General features: G+C 51.2%; 14 protein-coding genes. 3 read left to right on the forward strand and 11 right to left on the reverse strand.

The window, feature by feature from the left end:
* Nucleotides 1-11: 11 nt before the first annotated feature.
* From oppC to M2407_RS07500, 5 genes are all read right to left on the reverse strand, one after another.
* Nucleotides 12-920 (reverse strand): oligopeptide ABC transporter permease OppC, encoded by a 909-nt coding sequence (oppC, locus tag M2407_RS07480; RefSeq protein WP_020827184.1) that lies wholly within the window; start codon nucleotides 918-920, stop codon nucleotides 12-14.
* 14 nt (nucleotides 921-934) lie between these two features.
* Nucleotides 935-1,855, reverse strand: a complete 921-nt coding sequence (gene oppB / locus M2407_RS07485) for an oligopeptide ABC transporter permease OppB (protein WP_020827185.1) — start codon at nucleotides 1,853-1,855, stop codon at nucleotides 935-937.
* An 83-nt stretch (nucleotides 1,856-1,938) separates the two neighbouring features.
* Entirely contained in the window at nucleotides 1,939-3,576 is a 1,638-nt protein-coding gene (oppA, locus tag M2407_RS07490) for an oligopeptide ABC transporter substrate-binding protein OppA (protein WP_020827186.1), read from the reverse strand.
* Between the two features lie 151 nt (nucleotides 3,577-3,727).
* Nucleotides 3,728-5,365: an ABC transporter substrate-binding protein gene (locus tag M2407_RS07495; RefSeq protein ID WP_217331331.1), complete on the reverse strand. Its 1,638-nt coding sequence runs from the start codon at nucleotides 5,363-5,365 to the stop codon at nucleotides 3,728-3,730.
* Nucleotides 5,366-6,056: 691 nt separating this feature from the next.
* Nucleotides 6,057-6,701, reverse strand: coding sequence for a YchE family NAAT transporter (locus M2407_RS07500; protein WP_020827188.1), 645 nt, complete (start codon nucleotides 6,699-6,701; stop codon nucleotides 6,057-6,059).
* Between the two features lie 524 nt (nucleotides 6,702-7,225).
* Between M2407_RS07500 and adhE the strand changes: the two genes are divergently transcribed.
* A complete protein-coding gene (gene adhE, locus M2407_RS07505) occupies nucleotides 7,226-9,898 on the forward strand; it encodes a bifunctional acetaldehyde-CoA/alcohol dehydrogenase (RefSeq protein WP_259217483.1) in 2,673 nt (890 codons plus the stop codon).
* Between the two features lie 134 nt (nucleotides 9,899-10,032).
* On the opposite strand, the gene M2407_RS07510 is transcribed toward adhE, so the two are convergent.
* Complete coding sequence (locus M2407_RS07510) at nucleotides 10,033-10,617, reverse strand: thymidine kinase (RefSeq protein ID WP_122079517.1); 585 nt, start codon at nucleotides 10,615-10,617, stop codon at nucleotides 10,033-10,035.
* 701 nt (nucleotides 10,618-11,318) lie between these two features.
* On the opposite strand from M2407_RS07510, the gene hns reads away from it, so the two are divergent.
* Nucleotides 11,319-11,726 (forward strand): histone-like nucleoid-structuring protein H-NS, encoded by a 408-nt coding sequence (gene hns / locus M2407_RS07515; protein WP_006321188.1) that lies wholly within the window; start codon nucleotides 11,319-11,321, stop codon nucleotides 11,724-11,726.
* 206 nt (nucleotides 11,727-11,932) lie between these two features.
* Here the strand turns inward: hns and M2407_RS07520 are convergent, their stop codons facing one another.
* The 5 genes from M2407_RS07520 to rssA all read right to left on the reverse strand — a co-directional run bounded on the left by M2407_RS07520 (nucleotide 11,933) and on the right by rssA (nucleotide 17,479).
* On the reverse strand, nucleotides 11,933-12,943 hold the full coding sequence (locus M2407_RS07520; RefSeq protein ID WP_128864688.1) for an NAD-dependent epimerase: 1,011 nt from the start codon (nucleotides 12,941-12,943) through the stop codon (nucleotides 11,933-11,935).
* A gap of 9 nt (nucleotides 12,944-12,952) precedes the next feature.
* On the reverse strand, nucleotides 12,953-14,296 hold the full coding sequence (locus M2407_RS07525) for a UDP-glucose/GDP-mannose dehydrogenase family protein (protein WP_061069108.1): 1,344 nt from the start codon (nucleotides 14,294-14,296) through the stop codon (nucleotides 12,953-12,955).
* 43 nt (nucleotides 14,297-14,339) lie between these two features.
* A complete protein-coding gene (gene galU / locus M2407_RS07530; protein WP_130016750.1) occupies nucleotides 14,340-15,257 on the reverse strand; it encodes a UTP--glucose-1-phosphate uridylyltransferase GalU in 918 nt (305 codons plus the stop codon).
* 197 nt (nucleotides 15,258-15,454) lie between these two features.
* Entirely contained in the window at nucleotides 15,455-16,468 is a 1,014-nt protein-coding gene (gene rssB, locus M2407_RS07535; protein ID WP_041415428.1) for a two-component system response regulator RssB, read from the reverse strand.
* A gap of 105 nt (nucleotides 16,469-16,573) precedes the next feature.
* Nucleotides 16,574-17,479 (reverse strand): patatin-like phospholipase RssA, encoded by a 906-nt coding sequence (gene rssA, locus M2407_RS07540; RefSeq protein ID WP_122079521.1) that lies wholly within the window; start codon nucleotides 17,477-17,479, stop codon nucleotides 16,574-16,576.
* 143 nt (nucleotides 17,480-17,622) lie between these two features.
* Between rssA and M2407_RS07545 the strand changes: the two genes are divergently transcribed.
* Nucleotides 17,623-18,087 (forward strand): YchJ family protein, encoded by a 465-nt coding sequence (locus tag M2407_RS07545; protein WP_046373374.1) that lies wholly within the window; start codon nucleotides 17,623-17,625, stop codon nucleotides 18,085-18,087.
* Nucleotides 18,088-18,173: the final 86 nt, after the last annotated feature.

The following is an 18,173-nucleotide window of genomic DNA, read 5'->3' on the forward strand; positions in this document are numbered from 1 at the left end:
GATTGCACTCCTTAACGATCTTTCGGGTCGAGGGCGTCACGCAGGCCATCGCCGATAAAGTTGAAACAAAACAGAGTGACAACCAGGAAACCCGCCGGGAACAGCAGCAACCACGGTGAAACTTCCATCGAGTTGGCGCCATCGCTCAGCAATGCACCCCAGCTGCTTAACGGCTCTTGCGTACCCAGCCCCAGGAAGCTGAGGAAAGATTCGAACAAGATCATGCTCGGTACCAGCAGTGAGGCGTAAACCACCACCACACCCAGCACGTTCGGCACGATATGGCGCAGCACGATGTTGCGGCTCGAAACCCCGCACACCAACGCCGCTTCGATAAATTCTTTACGCTTCAGGCTCAGAGTTTGGCCACGCACGATACGCGCCATATCCAGCCACGACACCATACCGATAGCGACAAAGATCAGCAGGATATTCTGCCCGAAGAAGGTCACCAGCAGGATCACGAAGAACATGAACGGGAAGGAGTTGAGGATCTCCAGCAGACGCATCATCACCGAGTCGATTTTACCGCCCAGGTAACCCGACATTGCGCCGTACAGGGTGCCGACAATCACCGCCACCAGCGCAGCCGACACGCCAACCATCAGCGAGATACGCCCGCCAATTGCCACGCGCACCAGCAGATCGCGCCCCGACGAGTCCGTACCGAAGTAGTGAGCCGATTCAAGACTTGGCGCGGCCGACATCATCGCCCAATCGGTATCGTCATAGGCAAACTGCGACAGCCACGGCGCCGCAATCACAAACAGAGTAATCAAAGCCAATACGAACAGGCTGCTGAGCGCCGCCCGGTTGTGCACAAAGCGGCGACGGGCATCCTGCCACAGGCTGCGTCCTTCCACTTCGAGCTTCTCGCTGAAGTTCTCCAGAGCCTCGCTGTTCTTTTTCGTCAACATCATTTGCGTGCTCCAGCTTAATAACGAATTTTTGGATCGATAACGGCGTACAGCACGTCCACGATCGCGTTAAACAGGATAGTCAGAGCGCCAACCAGAATGGTCAGACTCAATACCAAAGAGTAGTCGCGGTTAAGCGCGCCGTTAACAAACAGCTGGCCGATACCCGGCAGGCCGTAAATGGTTTCGATAACCATTGACCCCGTGATGATGCCGACAAACGCCGGGCCCATATAGGAAAGCACGGGCAATAACGCAGGCTTCAACGCATGGCGCAATATAATGCGGCGCATAGGCAAACCCTTGGCGCGCGCGGTACGGATAAAGTTTGAATGCAGCACTTCAATCATCGAGCCACGCGTGATACGGGCGATACTGGCGATATAGGCCAACGACAGCGCCACCATTGGCAGGATGATAAATTTCGGTGCCCCGCCGTTCCAGCCCCCTCCCGGCAGCCATTTCAGCGTGATGGCAAAGATCAGTACCAGTAACGGCGCCACCACGAAACTGGGGATCACCACCCCGGTCATGGCAAAACCCATCACCGTATAGTCCCATTTGGTATTTTGATTCAGCGCAGCCACCACACCGGCGCTAACCCCCAGGATCACCGCCAGCAAAAATGCGGCCAGGCCCAGTTTGGCAGAGACCGGGAATGAAGCAGCCACCAGATCGTTGACCGAATAATCTTTATATTTGAATGAAGGGCCAAAATCGCCCTGCGACAGCTGGGCCAGATAATGGCCGTACTGTTTCCAGATAGGATCGTTCAAATGATATTTGGCTTCGATGTTGGCCATCACTTCCGGCGGCAACGCGCGTTCGCCGGTAAATGGACTGCCGGGCGCCAGGCGCATCATAAAGAAGGAGATGGTGATCAGAATAAATAGCGTCGGGATCGCTTCCAATAAGCGACGAAATATAAATTTAAGCATTGCCCTAACCCTGTGTTGCAGCCTGATAACGGCTTATTATTCACAACATGGGCCGGCGGTTAACACCGCCGGCACTTACCGTATCAATGCTTGATGATGTACAGGTTTTTATCGTACACGTTATCAAGCGGGTCTTTACCGGTGTAACCCCCAACATAAGGTTTCACCAGACGGGCATTCACGTAGTAATAAACCGGAACGATGGCAGAATCTTTATCCAGCTGAACTTCGGCTTTCTGATACAGCTCGGCACGTTCTTCTTTGGTTTTCGCCGTCAGCACATTGGCCATCAGCTTATCGAATTCGGCGCTCTTATAGTGCGGGGTGTTACTGCTGCTGTCAGACAGCATCATGTTCAGGAACGAGCTAGGTTCGTTGTAGTCTGCACACCAGCCGGCACGCGCAACGTCGTAGGTCCCCTGATGGCGGGTATCCAGGAAGGTTTTCCACTCCTGGTTCACCAACTTCACATCCACACCCAGGTTTTTCTTCCAGATGGAGGCTGCGGCAATCGCCAGCTTCTTATGCAGATCTGAAGTGTTGTACAACAGGGAGAAGGTCAGCGGTTTGCCTGGGCCATAGCCTGCATCGGCCAGCAGCTTTTTCGCCACTTCATTGCGTTTTTCTTGCGTCCAGCTGAACCACTCAGGCGGAGTCAGTTTGGCGCCGTCGGTGTATGGTGGTGTGAAGCTGTAAGCCGGCAGATCGCCCTGGTTTTTCACTTTATTGGTGATGATGTCGCGATCCAGACCCAATTTCAGCGCTTCACGCACGCGTGCGTCGGTAAATGGCGCTTTCTGGTTGTTGATTTCGTAGTAGTAGGTACACAGATAAGGATCTACGTGAACCTCTTTCGGGATCTCTTTTTTCAACTTCTGGAACAGTTCGATCGGCATGTTGTTATAGGTCATGTCGATTTCGCCGGTGCGGTAACGGTTAACGTCGGTCACTTCCGAAGAAATTGGCAGGAAGGTCACTTTGTTGATGATGGTTTTCGCGTTATCCCAATATTCCGGGTTACGTTCCAGCACAATACGTTCGTTAACCACCCAATCTTTCAGTTTGTAAGCGCCGTTGCTGACGTAGTTGGCCGGTAAGGTCCACTTCTCGCCAAACTTCTCGACGGCTTCTTTATATACGGGCTTCATCGCATAGTGCGGCGTCATTTCAACCAGGTATGGCACCGGCTCGGTCAGAGTCACCTGGAAGGTATGGTCATCAATGGCTTTCACGCCCAGGGTAGACTTATCTTTCTTGCCGGCGATGACGTCATCCACGTTTTCTACGTGGGCATATTGCAGGTAGCTGGCATAAGGTGATGCGGTTTTTGGATCCACCACGCGCTGCCAGCTATACACGAAATCTTGCGCCGTGACCGGCTTGCCGTTCGACCATTTTGCGTCTTTACGCAGATGGAAGGTCCAGACTTTAAAATCTTTGTTATCCCAGCTTTCCGCTACGCCCGGGACAATGGAACCATCCAGGCCGTTGTTGGCCAGGCCTTCCATCAGATCGCGCGTTACGTTGTTTTCAGGCACGCCCTCGATTTTATGCGGGTCGAGCGATTGCACTTCCGAACCGTTGTTCTTAACGATCTCTTGTTTGTCCGCCAGTTGCACGCCCGCCGGCACGTCGGCCGCAAAAGCACTTCCGGTTGCTGTGATACCCAGCGCGGCAATAATGCCGGCCGCAAGGATGGTTTTTTTCGTGATGTTGGTCATGTGTATACTCCAGTTTTTATTATCACAGGCTCATCGTGGAGCCTGCGTTGCCCGTGAGCGGACCTTGTTATACCGGCTGCCGCTGAACGAATACGGCAGGCGGCCTTCCCTGTATTACTCCACCGCTGATGGCGTGGCGTAATACCCCTCGTTACTGCTTGATGATGTACAGATTTTTCACATCGGTGTAGTCCAGCGGATCTTTACCGGTAAAGCCCCCCACCGACGGTCTGATCAGGCGGGCGCTGACGCGGTAATACACCGGAATCAACGCCGAATCTTTATCTAACTGAGCCTCTGCCTGCTGATAAAGGGCGGCGCGTGCAGCCTCGTCCGGCGCTTTTAGCGTGCCGGCCATCAGGGCGTCAAACGCCGGGCTCTTGTAAAAAATGGTGTTGATGCTGCTGTTGGAAAGCACCAGATTGAGGAATGCGCTCGGCTCGTTGTAGTCACCGCACCAGGTGGCACGCGCTATGTCGTACTGCCCCTGATGGCGGCTTTCAAGCGAGGTTTTCCATTCTTGATTGCGCAGTGTCACCTCAGCGCCAAGGTTTTTCTTCCACATCGAAGCGGCGGCGATGGCCTGCTGCTTATTTTGGTCGGAAGTGTTGTACAGCAGCGTGAACTTAAGCGGTTTGGCGGCGCTGAAACCGGCTTGTTCCAGCAGCTTCCTGGCCTCGGCATTGCGCTGTTCCTGGCTCCAACTCGCCCACGCCGGCGCGGTGAATTTGGCGCCCTCAGTAAAGGTTGGGGTGAAACTGAACGCCGGGATCTGCCCCTGGCCCATGATTTTGTTGGCGATAATGTCGCGGTCCAGCGTAAGTTTCACGGCAGCGCGCACTCGCGGATCGGTAAAGGGCGCACGCTGGTTGTTAATCTCGTAATAAAAGGTGCACAGATAAGGGTTAACGTGCAGTTGCTCAGGGATCTCTTTCTTCATCTTCGCGAACAGGTTCGGCGGGATGGCGCTGTTGGTGATATCAATTTCACCACTGCGGAAGCGGTTAACGTCGCTGACCTCGGAGGCGATCGGCAAGAACGTCGCCTTATCGATCACCGTTTTCTTGTTGTTCCAATAGCTCGGGCTGCGTTCAAGCACAATGCGCTCATTCACCACCCACTCTTTCAGGCGATAGGCTCCATTGCCGACATAGTTCGCCGGCAGCGTCCATTTCTCGCCAAACTTCTCGATTACTGCGCGTTTTACCGGCATTAATGCCGTACGGCTCAGCATGCTGATGAAATAAGGTACCGGTTCGCTGAGCGTGACCTGCAGCGTTTTATCATCGATGGCTTTAATGCCCAGGCTTTGCGGCCCTTTCTTGCCGGTCAGGATGTCGTCGATATTTTCAATTTTGGCGTACTGCAGATAGCTGGCGTAAGGCGAGCCGGTTTTCGGATCGGCCAGGCGCTGCCAGCTATAAACGAAGTCCTGTGCGGTAACCGGGGAGCCGTCGCTCCACACCGCGTCCGGACGCAGGTGGAAAGTCCAGGTTTTGAAATCCTGATTTTCCCATTGGGCTGCCGCCGCCGGTACCACATGCCCATTGGCATCGGTGCTGACCAGCCCTTCCAACAGGTTAAGAATAATATTACTTTCCGGTATCCCCTCGACCTTTTGCGGATCCAACGAAGCCACTTCCGTGCCGTTGTTAATTACAATGTTCTGCTGCTGAGCCAATTGCACTCCGGCCGGAACGTCGGCCGCCTGAGCAGAATATACGGCGCTGATACTCAGCAAGCCGGCAATGAACATAGCCAATGGAGTACGCTTTCGGGTTTGCTGCATGGTCGAGGCTCCTTTTCACCAACAAGCATTGCTTATCGATATTCGTGAAGTATTTATAAGAATTCTAAATAAACAGACACCAGCAAAAATCATTCCCACTTTGACGACGCAATCGCGTTAATTGCGCGTAGAAAGTTGCTCGGAAATTAGCAGAAGGCAAATTCCATAGCCAATAATTTTTACAGAAATGTTAAGCAATTCTCTTTTATTGCATCAAGCCCGATCTGTACCCCCCGGACGAGGGTGACAGTTACACAACATAACCAATTGATTTTAATCAGATAAAATAAAGCAAGCTTTATCCTGACGGCACGAAGCAAACTGGCAAAACAGACAAAGAAACATTCAGTTAACAAACCAGCCGTTCAAAGAACAAACACCTGCTTATGTGCGGTTAATCACTAATAACACCTGGATGAAAGCGAGACAAGCCCTACAGAATGATGTGATTAAATTAACAGCGGATTTGATGTTAGGAGGCAGAAAAAGGGCAAAAACTGGGGAGGATAAGGGGTAAAAACAACGCTTAGCGTTTTTATTGAGCAACAAATTGAGATTTATGCCACATCCTGGTGCAAGTGAATAAAATTCATTCATATTGCGCACTATATTAATGCGAACCAATAATTGATTTTAATTTTTAAAATTAATTTGAGTCGCGAATCGCCCTATTCACGACTCCGTCGCCGGATTACAACAGTCCCGGGAATATGGCCTTAATACCGGTAACGATAAATTCGATACCCAAAGCCATCAGCAATAAACCCATGATTCGGGTGATGACGTTAATGCCGGTTTGCCCCAATAAACGCACCAACAAAGGCGCGGCCCGGAACAACAGCCAACAACAAAAGGCAAACAACGCGATAGCGAGAGTAAAGCCCAACAGGTTCTGCCAGCTATGGTAGCGGGAACTCCAAACGATGGTGGAGCTGATCGCACCCGGCCCGGCCATAAGCGGTAATGCCAGCGGCACGACGCCAATGCTTTCGCGGATCGCGCTTTCTGATTTTTCCTGTTTGTTCTGTTTGTCTTCCCCCAGTTTGCCGCTGATCATCGACATCGCAATGGTAACCACCAGGATGCCGCCGGCAATGCGGAAGGAATCGATTGAGATGCCGAACATGCGCAAAATCCCCTCCCCCAAAAATAGCGAGGTCCACAGGATAATGGCGACCGACAGATTGGCGGTCAGGTTGGTTTTGTTGCGCCCGGCAGCTGCCTGGTAGCTGGTCATGCTGATAAATACCGGCAAAATGCCCACCGGGTTCACCAGCGCAAACAGGCCGACAAAAAATTTAATGTAGCCGGAAAAATCCAACAGAGATTGGCCCACAAATGACTCCGCTTTAATAGCTTTAAAAGTGACACTGCCTACGCGCGCTAATGTAATGGAATTGCCACGGGTTATCCATTGGTCATCAGCAGGATTTTTATCTATTAATGCGCGTATTGATAAAGCAAATCACCATTGTTAACGTAATGTACGGTTTATGATTTTTTATGTTGAAAAAAGTGCCTGACATCGCAGTTATTAAGAATGATTCTCAAAAACCATAGCTGAATGGTGTCAGCATGCGATTTTTTTGATTTAAATCACATAATCACTACCCAAGAGTAGTTAAGCTCTTAGTCGTAGTCAGGGAGTAGAACAGGTTAAGGAAAAAGTGGCATCTCTGTTCGGCCCGCTGTCTTCTCCTGCTGAAGCATCGGGTAAAGCTCTTTAAGCAAATCAGCAACATGCAGCACAAAAAGATGGGAAACCTTTGTTTTTAAAACAGCATTTTCCACCGATCTGTCTATACTAGTTGCTCGCACGGCTGATTTACTGAAAGAGTTTAACATTATCAGGAGAGCATTATGGCTGTAACAAATGTCGCTGAACTGAACGAGCTAGTTGCACGTGTCAAAAAAGCCCAGCGCGAATATGCCAACTTCACTCAAGAGCAAGTTGATAAAATTTTCCGCGCTGCTGCCCTCGCCGCTGCCGATGCCCGTATTCCTCTGGCTAAAATGGCCGTTGAAGAATCCGGTATGGGTATCGTTGAAGATAAAGTGATCAAGAACCACTTCGCATCAGAGTTTATCTATAACGCCTATAAAGATGAAAAAACCTGCGGTATCCTGTCTGAAGACGATACTTTCGGTACCATCACCATCGCCGAACCTATCGGCCTGATTTGCGGTATCGTACCCACCACCAACCCAACTTCCACGGCCATTTTCAAAGCGTTAATCAGCCTGAAAACCCGTAACGGTATCATTTTCTCTCCGCACCCACGTGCGAAAAACGCCACCAACAAAGCGGCCGATATCGTGCTGCAGGCAGCGATTGCCGCCGGTGCGCCAAAAGACATCGTCGGCTGGATCGATCAACCTACCGTTGAACTCTCCAACCAGCTGATGCACCACCCTGACATCAACCTGATCCTGGCCACCGGTGGCCCAGGCATGGTGAAAGCAGCCTACAGCTCCGGCAAACCGGCCATCGGCGTGGGTGCGGGTAATACCCCGGTAGTGGTTGACGAAACGGCGGATATCAAACGCGTCGTGGCCTCTATTCTGATGTCTAAAACTTTCGACAGCGGTGTGATTTGCGCCTCTGAGCAATCCGTCATCGTGGTTGACTCCATCTATGACGCAGTGCGCGAACGTTTCGCTTCCCATGGCGGCTACATGCTGCAGGGTAAAGAGCTGAAGGCCGTACAGGACATCATCCTGAAAAACGGTGGCCTCAATGCGGCTATCGTCGGTCAGTCAGCACCGAAAATCGCTGAAATGGCAGGCATCAAAGTCCCGGCAAGCACTAAAGTGCTGATCGGTGAAGTGAAGCTGGTCGATGAGTCAGAACCTTTCGCTCACGAAAAACTGTCGCCAACGCTGGCTATGTATCGCGCCAAAGACTTTGAAGACGCCGTCAGCAAAGCGGAAAAACTGGTCGCCATGGGCGGTATCGGTCACACCTCTTGTCTGTACACCGACCAGGATAACCAGCCGGAACGCGTAGCCTTCTTCGGCGACAAGATGAAAACCGCGCGTATCCTGATCAACACCCCTGCTTCTCAGGGTGGGATCGGTGACCTGTACAACTTCAAACTCGCTCCGTCTCTGACGCTGGGCTGCGGTTCCTGGGGCGGTAACTCCATCTCTGAAAACGTCGGTCCAAAACACCTGATCAACAAGAAAACTGTAGCGAAGCGAGCAGAAAACATGTTGTGGCATAAACTTCCGAAATCAATCTACTTCCGCCGTGGCTCACTGCCAATCGCGCTGGAAGAAGTAGCGACCGACGGGGCAAAACGCGCCTTCATTGTGACCGACCGCTACCTGTTCAACAACGGCTATGCAGACCAGATTACCTCCGTTCTGAAATCGCACGGCATTGAAACAGAAGTATTCTTTGAAGTTGAAGCGGATCCAACGCTGTCCATCGTGCGTAAAGGCGCTGAACAGATGAACTCCTTCAAGCCAGACGTGATCATCGCGCTGGGCGGCGGTTCACCGATGGATGCTGCGAAGATCATGTGGGTGCTGTACGAACACCCTGAAACCCACTTCGAAGACCTGGCGCTGCGCTTTATGGATATCCGTAAACGCATCTACAAGTTCCCGAAAATGGGCGTGAAGGCAAAAATGATTGCCGTCACCACCACCTCAGGTACCGGTTCAGAAGTTACGCCGTTTGCAGTAGTGACCGACGACGTAACCGGCCAGAAATATCCTCTGGCGGATTATGCATTGACACCAGACATGGCGATTGTTGACGCCAACCTGGTCATGAACATGCCGAAATCCCTGTGCGCCTTCGGTGGCTTGGATGCGGTAACTCACGCGCTGGAAGCTTATGTTTCAGTCCTGGCGAACGAATACTCCGACGGTCAGGCGCTGCAAGCGTTGAAACTGCTGAAAGAGTATCTGCCAACCAGCTATAAAGAAGGTGCCAAGAACCCGGTAGCCCGTGAGCGCGTGCACAATGCTGCGACCATCGCCGGTATCGCGTTCGCCAACGCCTTCCTCGGGGTTTGCCACTCAATGGCCCACAAACTGGGCTCCGAGTTCCACATCCCACACGGTTTGGCCAACGCTATGCTGATTTCCAACGTCATTCGCTATAACGCGAACGACAACCCAACCAAGCAAACGGCTTTCAGCCAGTACGACCGCCCACAAGCGCGTCGCCGCTACGCTGAAATCGCTGACCATCTGGGCCTGAGCGCACCGGGCGACCGTACCGCACAGAAAATCGAGAAGCTGCTGACCTGGCTGGACGAAATCAAGGCCGAACTGGGCATCCCTGCTTCAATCCGCGAAGCCGGCGTGCTCGAAGCCGATTTCCTGGCGAAAGTAGACAAGCTGTCTGAAGACGCCTTTGATGACCAATGTACCGGCGCTAACCCTCGTTATCCGCTGATTGCTGAACTCAAGCAAATCATGCTGGATACCTTCTACGGCCGTAAATTCAGCGAAGCGGTTGATGAAGAGGTTCTGACCGCACCGGTTGTCGCCAAGACGGTAAAAAAGACCAAAAAATAACGGTTCATTGAGTTGAGCCAACAAAAAACCGCCGAAAGGCGGTTTTTTTATGCGGTGATATTATTCATCAATCCGGTAGTGTCTACGCAATAGCGTCAAAACGCTCTGCAAGGTTCTCTGTTGCACGCTGGAGGCTATTCCAATGCCTGTATCGCTTCTTTGTAATGTTTGCGGCAGACGGAGACGTAGCTTTCGTTACCGCCAATCACCACCTGTTCACCGGCATGCATCGCCTTCCCGCTCTCATCAAGTCGCAGCACCATATTCGCCTTGCGCCCGCAGTGGCAAATGGTTTTCAGCTCCACCAACTTGTCTGCCCAGGCCAGCAGATATTGACTGCCAATAAACAGTTCCCCCAGGAAGTCGGTACGCAAACCGTAACACAGCACCGGAATATCCAACTGATCGACAACATCGCACAATTGCTCGACCTGCTGTTTCGTCAGGAACTGGCTTTCATCAAGCAAAACGCAGTGCACAGGTTGCTGCTGATGTTCCTGCGCAATCATCGTAAAAAGCATAGAGTCATTATTATACAGCTGTGCCTGGGAAGACAGGCCGATCCGCGAGCTCACCTTACCCACGCCAAAACGGTGATCTATTTCGGCGGTAAACACCAGCGTACGCATACCACGTTCTTGATAATTATATGAAGATTGCAGCAACGCGGTAGATTTCCCTGCATTCATAGCAGAGTAATAAAAATAAAGTTGAGCCATGGGCCCGCTACTCCAATGGTATAAGAAATATTCAGCGGTTGATTCAGCAGCCAAGTGTACCATAAGGCGACAACCGGCTTACACCTCGGGATTAATCAATATCCGGGCCAGACGAATAGTCGACTTTCAAATGAAACATTCCGTTCTGCTACCATAGCGCTTTTACATCTATTTACAGGATGGTTTCTGTCCGTCATCACATTTAATTACTACTAATGATTAGCGCCCAACATTAATGGTTATGCCAATGCCGTGAAGCGGCCCTGCAACAGGTGCCAGCGCGTAAGATTAAATCTATTACCCCCTCCAGACGCCGCGCCTGAGTATTTAATGACATAAAACAGACCGGGTACAGTTCTTGACGTTACCTTTACTGATATACCCCTATTGTTTACAGTGTTGGCAGACTAAAACTCGTGATTTAACCCACAGAATTCAGAGTTATATTGATATAAAACACAATTATAACTTAGCCATGAATGCCTTTGTGGTGCAGCAAACATAGCGCTGCTGTAGAAAATTTGACTTAAAAAGGGAGGTTGTAATACTTATCTCCCCCGCTTATATTAGCCAGAGAGTTCTGGTTAGGTCTTTTAAAAGGTAAATTTGAGCGTTCCTTTCAATTTGGCTATTGCAGAAAAGAAAAGAGCACTCTATTATTATCCAGACGCCCCCCACCAATATAATTTGAGACTAGGACAATGAGCGAAGCATTAAAGATTTTGAACAACATCCGTACTCTCCGCGCTCAGGCAAGAGAATGCAGCCTGGAAACGCTGGAAGAGATGCTTGAAAAACTGGAAGTTGTTGTGAACGAACGTCGCGAAGAAGACAGCCAGGCTCAAGCAGAAGTTGAAGAACGTACCCGTAAACTGCAGCAATATCGTGAAATGCTGATTGCTGACGGTATTGATCCAAATGAACTGCTGCAAACTATGGCTGCAACTAAAGCCGCAGGTAAAGCGAAACGTGCAGCACGTCCAGCTAAATACCAATATAAAGACGAAAACGGTGAACTGAAAACCTGGACTGGCCAGGGCCGTACCCCAGCAGTGATTAAGAAAGCTATCGAAGAGCAAGGTAAATCTCTGGACGATTTCCTGCTGTAATAGCATTCCAGTCACATGTTAAAAAGGCTCCCAAGGGAGCCTTTTTGTTATGCTTATTTTCAGGTTTCTTAGAGCCCCCACTGGGCTTTGCGTAATTATCCTAATGGACAGCCCCATTTATCCGCCAGCTAACGGCAGAGCCCTTCATTTTTCCAAAGCATAAAAAAAGGGGCCTGAGCCCCTTATAGCATTAACGCACTGCTCAATTACTGAGCTTTATAAAATGATTTATACCATTCAACAAAGCGTTTCACGCCTTCTTCAACGCTGGTTTCCGGTTTAAATCCAATCACGCGATAGAGCTCGGCGGTATCGGCACTGGTATCTAACACGTCGCCAGGTTGCATAGGCAGCATATTTTTACGCGCTTCAATCCCTAACGCCTGTTCCAGTGCACTGATATATTTCATCAGCTTCACCGGGCTGCTATTGCCGATATTATAAACATGGTATGGGGCAGAACTGGTCGCCGGCGATCCCTGCTCTACCGTCCAGTCAGCATTTGGCTGAGGAATAACCGCCTGCAAGCGGACAATAGACTCGGCAATATCGTCGATGTAGGTAAAGTCACGGTGCATCTCACCGTGGTTATATACATCGATACTGTCACCCGCCAATATGGCCTTGGTGAATTTGAACAGCGCCATATCTGGACGCCCCCACGGGCCATAGACGGTAAAGAAACGCAGGCCGGTGGTTGGGAGACCATACAGGTGAGAATAGCTGTGCGACATCAACTCATTGGCTTTCTTGGTTGCCGCATACAATGATACAGGGTGATCGACCGAATCTTCAGTCGCAAACGGCAGCTTACGATTCAGGCCATATACCGAGCTGGACGAAGCATATAACAGATGTTCGACCTTATTGTGTCGGCAGCCTTCCAGCACGTTTAAATGCCCGATGAGATTTGCGTCCGCATACGCCAGTGGATTCTCCAGCGAATAGCGCACGCCAGCTTGCGCACCCAGATGGATCACTCGCTGGAACTGGTGTTCTGCGAATAACTGCGCCATCCCCTCTCGATCGGCCAAATCCAGCTTAATAAACTGGAAAGCTGGCTTATCCGCCAGCAGCTCAAGACGGGCCATTTTCAGGCCCACATCGTAATAATCATTCAGGTTATCGATACCGACAACCTGATGCCCCGCAGCTAATAGCCGCTCAGCAACGTGAAAACCGACAAAACCGGCCGCGCCCGTAACCAGGAATTTCATAGTTAACCCTTAAATAACCGGCTGAATGGACGCACCGCGACCAATCGCATAATAAGTGAAGCCTCGGCTTTCCAGACGCTCTGGATCAAACAGGTTGCGACCATCAAAGATCACCGGCTGCTTCAGCGCACCCTTAATCACATCGAAGTCCGGCGCACGGAAATTCTGCCACTCAGTACAGATAACCAACGCATCAGCCCCATGCAGCGCCGCTTCTTTGGTCCCTACCAGCTTCAGATCGTCACGTTGACCGTAAATACGTTGCACTTCATTCATCGCTTCAGGATCGTAAGCCTGAACGATAGCGCCCGCTTCCCACAGTTGCTCCATCAGCACCCGGCTGGAGGCTTCGCGCATATCGTCGGTATTCGGTTTGAATGCCAAGCCCCATAGCGCAAAGGTTTTGCCTTTCAGGTCATCACCGAAATGCTGCTTGATAAATTTGGTCAGCTTATACTTCTGCTGGTAGTTAACCTGCTCTACGGCCTGCAACAGTTTTGGCTGGTAGCCAATATGTTCCGCAGTGCGGATCAGCGCCTGAACGTCTTTCGGGAAACAGGAGCCGCCGTAGCCGCAGCCTGGATAGATAAAGTGATAACCGATACGGGAGTCTGAACCGATACCCTGGCGTACTTTCTCAATATCCGCCCCCAGCATTTCGGCCAGGTTGGACATTTCGTTCATAAAGCTGATTTTGGTCGCCAGCATGCAGTTGGCGGCATATTTAGTCAACTCGGCACTGCGAATATCCATCATGATCATGCGATCGTGATTGCGGTTAAACGGCTCGTACAGTTCACGAATAGGCTCGATCACATCTTTGTTATCGGTACCGATTACGATGCGCTCAGGACGCATGCAGTCTGCTACCGCTGCCCCTTCCTTCAGGAACTCTGGGTTGGAAACCACATCGAAAGGCACTTTGCTGCCACGTTTTTGCAGGGTTTCTTCCATCACCTGGCGGACTTTATCTGCGGTGCCGACCGGCACGGTAGATTTGTCGATCACCACTTTGTGTTCGGTCATGTGCTCCGCGATGGTGCGCGCAACGGCAGTCACGTATTTCAAATCGGCAGAACCGTCTTCATCCGGCGGTGTTCCCACCGCGATAAATTGAATGGCACCATGCGCCACCCCAGCCTTGGCATCGGTGGTAAAATGCAGGCGGCCGGCTTCATAGTTCTGCTGAACCAATGGCGTTAAGCCTGGCTCAAAAATAGGGATATTCCCTTTCTTCAGGTTTTCGACTTTACGTTCGTCTATATCAATACACATAACGTCATGGCCGACTTCAGCCAACACCGCAGCCTGCACCAGGCCAACATAGCCAATACCAAAAACTGTTACTTTCATGGGAAAATCCTAGTTTTTCAAATTAAGACGAAAGATAAATAAATTATTCTTTATCAGCGGCGAGTAACTGATTCAACCACTGCGAAAAATCTTTGCCGAGTGTCGGATGACGCATGCCGTATTCGACAAACGCCTGCATATAGCCCAGCTTGTTGCCGCAGTCATGGCTGATCCCTTTCAGGTGATAGGCTTCAACCGTTTCTTGCTGCATCAGCATTTCGATGCTGTCGGTAAGCTGGATTTCATTGCCGGCGCCCGGAGGGGTTTTCGACAGCAGCGGCCAAATATCCGCAGAAAGCACATAGCGTCCTACAATCGCCAGATTGGAAGGCGCTTCGTCCGGTGATGGCTTCTCGACGACGCTGACCATCGGAGCACTTTCACCCGGCTGCAGTGCGTAGCCTTTGCAATCGGCTACGCCGTAATTACCGACATCTTTATGCGGTACGGGTTCAACCATGATCTGGCTGATGCCGGTTTGCTCAAACCGCTGCAGCATTTCGTGCAAGTTGTCTTTTTTAAGATCGGAGCTGTACTCATCAAGGATTACGTCAGGCAAAATCACGGCCACCGGCTCGTCACCCACCAGCGGATAGGCACACATAATGGCGTGCCCAAGCCCTTTGGCAACGCCCTGACGTACCTGCATCACGGTCACGCCCTTCGGACAGATGGACTGCACTTCGTCCAGCAACTGGCGCTTAACGCGCTTTTCCAGCATCGCTTCCAACTCAAAGCTGGTATCGAAATGGTTTTCGATCGAATTCTTGGAGGAATGGGTAACCAGCACAATCTCGTTAATCCCCGCGGCAATACATTCATTAACCACGTATTGGATCAGGGGTTTGTCGACCAGCGGCAGCATTTCTTTTGGAATGGCTTTTGTCGCCGGTAACATCCGTGTTCCCAAGCCTGCAACCGGGATCACAGCCTTTCTGACTTTACGATTTACAGCAGGCATTATTTCCTCTCTTAATAGCGCTCACTTTATGAGCTTTTTCGCCATATAAAAACCTTCGGAGTATACCAGCTTATGACTGTCTGGCATTAACCGCAGCACAAATAGAAAGAATTTAGGACAATTACCCAAGGGGTTAACTGAGGTAAAAATAAGCATCTCAAATATCTGGATTTCAAATACTATTTTAGCCGTTGGGATTATTCGGCACTGAGCATCAACCGCAGTCGCCCGCCAGAACCCCAAACCTGACACTGCCAGGCAGCACAGTGCTGGCTGATTTGATTCATGTAGGTGGCACCCAGCGTGCCGAGCGGCACGCCGTTGCTCAATTGAATTTGATTGTCGCCGGTATTCACATTGGCATGCAGGCCGGCGGAGACCAGAATCAGGTTTTTATATTCGGCGTGGTAATAACCCACCAGCAGTGGGAATTGCCCTTCCAACTTGCCTTGGCGTAATAATTGATTAACTTGCTTTAACAATGCGCTCATTTGCGGCAGCCTTTGACGCTGATTCGCTAAATGATCTTGCAGTAACCCATTAAATAAAGCTCGCAACAGTAGCGCCGCCAATACGCCATTATCCCCTGCACGCGTCACATCCAGACAATAGAAAGCCAGATCCTTATCCGACAGCGCCGCAATATCCAGTACCAGCCCGGGGTTTTCACCGGTGGTTAATTGCCGATAATTAATCCGGCAATGGGCAACGGTCTGCTGCACTGGAGGCTGCAACTGTTTGAGTAGCTTCACCGCTTCGGAGGGGTTTTTACTCAGCGCGTCCCAGTCCTGTAACAGCTCCACTTCTTCAATCGCCGGGGACGTGAACATATTGGGATACAGACAACCCAGCACCGCTTCACGCAGACGATTAAGATCGGTCACCGGCTTTAACAACACGTCCTGTACGCCTAACCGCAGCATTTTGGCGATATCGGCCATTTTATCGGTTGCCGATATCACCAACACCGGAATTTGTACGCCCTGCAGGCGAAGATGTTCGACAAACTCTATCCCGTCCATTTCCGGCATCGCCAGATCGCACAGGATTAAATCCGGATGAACGTCATCCACCAGACTCAAGGCCAGCAAACCATTGGGCGCCTCACTGGTTTCTGCTCCCAACGATTTCAAATAGCCAACAAGCACCGAACGAAAAACCAGTTCGTCCTCGACCACCAAAATGCGCTTGTGAGTCAATGGTAATGCCATCAGCCGTGCCTCTTCCCTTTCCATAGTGTAATAGTGGCTCAAAAAGGCCATTTATGCTTGCCGGAAATTTTTCCAACGGTGGAGTATTTTCCCGCAAACCGGTAGTTATTTGTTTTTTATCAACGGCAACAGCATATCGATCTGTTTTTCTACCGCCAATTTCCCAGCTGCGATTGCCTCATCCGCTCGATGGAAATCCAGCGTGGAAATCTGCGGACAATAGGGCTGAATCAACACATCTGGCGGGTCGCCGGCCATGCGGTTACGTTTCAGGCGATTTTCCAGAACCTGGATCGACGTCCCCATGATTTCCATCGCCGTTGGGGTGAAATTAGGCTTTCTGGCCGTCATTTTGCTGATTCGTTCTCTTAAACGCCCCCGCCAGTTGCGGGCGGGGAGATCTTGTGGCGCTTCTACGTCATGATTACGTACCGAAAACAAATCTTGCTGCATTAAATGAGCATCATGCTGCAAATCGACGGCGATGACGATGTCGGCGCCCAATGCACGGGTCAATGAAATAGGCACAGGATTCACCACTGCGCCATCCACCAGCCAATAGCCATCAAACCAGACCGGTGCCAACAGGCCCGGCATGCTGCACGACGCACGCACCGCCTGATGAATATCGCCTTCCGTCAACCACAGCTCACGCCCGGTACTGAGATTGGTTGCCACGGCGCCGAATTTGAGTGAGCACTCGGCGATATCATCGATCTTCAGCAATTGTCCCACCGCGTTGAAAACCCGTTCACCGCGTAGCAGCCCGCCCCGTTGCCAGGACAAGTCCATCAATCGGATCACGTCCCAATAGCTGAACGAACGCACCCAGGTTTCCATAGCGGGCAAACGATGGCTGGCAAAAGCGGCCCCCACCAGGGCACCCACCGAGCAGCCGGCTACTATATCGACCTCAACGCCCAACTTCTTTAGCGCGTTGATCACGCCGATATGCGCCCACCCCTTCGCCGAACCCGCGCCCAATGCCAATCCAATCTTTATTTTTCGCATAGTTTCCGCCCTTTGCCCGGTGAATTGTATCAATGACGCTGTCAGCGTAGATTGTCACGATCGAATAATGTTAGGTAACATATGCGCTAAATTTCTTTCGGCATCGGCCCGTTCCTCAGGTTCCGGCCATTTTAGGAGTCACCTTGTCCGAATTATGCCCCTGCGGCGGCGGAGTGGAGTATAGCGCATGCTGCGAGCCCTACATCAACGGTAGCCAAACGCCATCGACCCCCGGACAGTTAATGCGTTCGCGCTTTAGCGCTTACGTAAAACACAACGTGGATTATCTGATTGCTACCTGGCACCCCGACTGCCACGCGGCAGAATGGCGCAATGGCATCGTCGACAGTTTCAAAGACACCGAATGGCTCGGCCTGACGGTGGTGGAAGAAAAACCCGGCCATGAGGCCAGTGAAGGTTTTGTCGAGTTCATTGCCCGCTTCATCGACGGCAGCACCGGTGAGCAAAGGGCGATGCACGAACGCTCGCGCTTCCTTCAGCTTGGCCAACGCTGGTATTATATTGACGGAACCAAACCTCAGCCTGGCAGAAATGCCATTTGCCCATGCGGCTCAGGAAAAAAATATAAAAAGTGCTGCGGGCGTTAGCCGGCAGTCACCGTGCTCAAGAGATTTCAGGCGATGGCCTGAAAATGAAAGCGATAAAATTCTCGCCTGCGCAGACAGGACATACC

The sequence above is a fragment of the Serratia sp. BIGb0234 genome, assembly GCF_024809915.1.
Lineage (GTDB): Bacteria > Pseudomonadota > Gammaproteobacteria > Enterobacterales > Enterobacteriaceae > Serratia > Serratia liquefaciens.

Coding starts and splice junctions, on each gene's coding strand:
- adhE (WP_259217483.1), top strand. CDS start 7,226: ATGGCTGTAACAAATGTCGCTGAACTGAACGAGCTAGTTGCACGTGTC.
- oppA (WP_020827186.1), bottom strand. CDS start 3,576: ATGACCAACATCACGAAAAAAACCATCCTTGCGGCCGGCATTATTGCC.
- M2407_RS07520 (WP_128864688.1), bottom strand. CDS start 12,943: ATGAAATTCCTGGTTACGGGCGCGGCCGGTTTTGTCGGTTTTCACGTT.
- M2407_RS07510 (WP_122079517.1), bottom strand. CDS start 10,617: ATGGCTCAACTTTATTTTTATTACTCTGCTATGAATGCAGGGAAATCT.
- oppC (WP_020827184.1), bottom strand. CDS start 920: ATGATGTTGACGAAAAAGAACAGCGAGGCTCTGGAGAACTTCAGCGAG.
- galU (WP_130016750.1), bottom strand. CDS start 15,257: ATGCCTGCTGTAAATCGTAAAGTCAGAAAGGCTGTGATCCCGGTTGCA.
- oppB (WP_020827185.1), bottom strand. CDS start 1,855: ATGCTTAAATTTATATTTCGTCGCTTATTGGAAGCGATCCCGACGCTA.
- M2407_RS07495 (WP_217331331.1), bottom strand. CDS start 5,365: ATGCAGCAAACCCGAAAGCGTACTCCATTGGCTATGTTCATTGCCGGC.
- rssA (WP_122079521.1), bottom strand. CDS start 17,479: ATGCGAAAAATAAAGATTGGATTGGCATTGGGCGCGGGTTCGGCGAAG.
- hns (WP_006321188.1), top strand. CDS start 11,319: ATGAGCGAAGCATTAAAGATTTTGAACAACATCCGTACTCTCCGCGCT.
- rssB (WP_041415428.1), bottom strand. CDS start 16,468: ATGGCATTACCATTGACTCACAAGCGCATTTTGGTGGTCGAGGACGAA.
- M2407_RS07525 (WP_061069108.1), bottom strand. CDS start 14,296: ATGAAAGTAACAGTTTTTGGTATTGGCTATGTTGGCCTGGTGCAGGCT.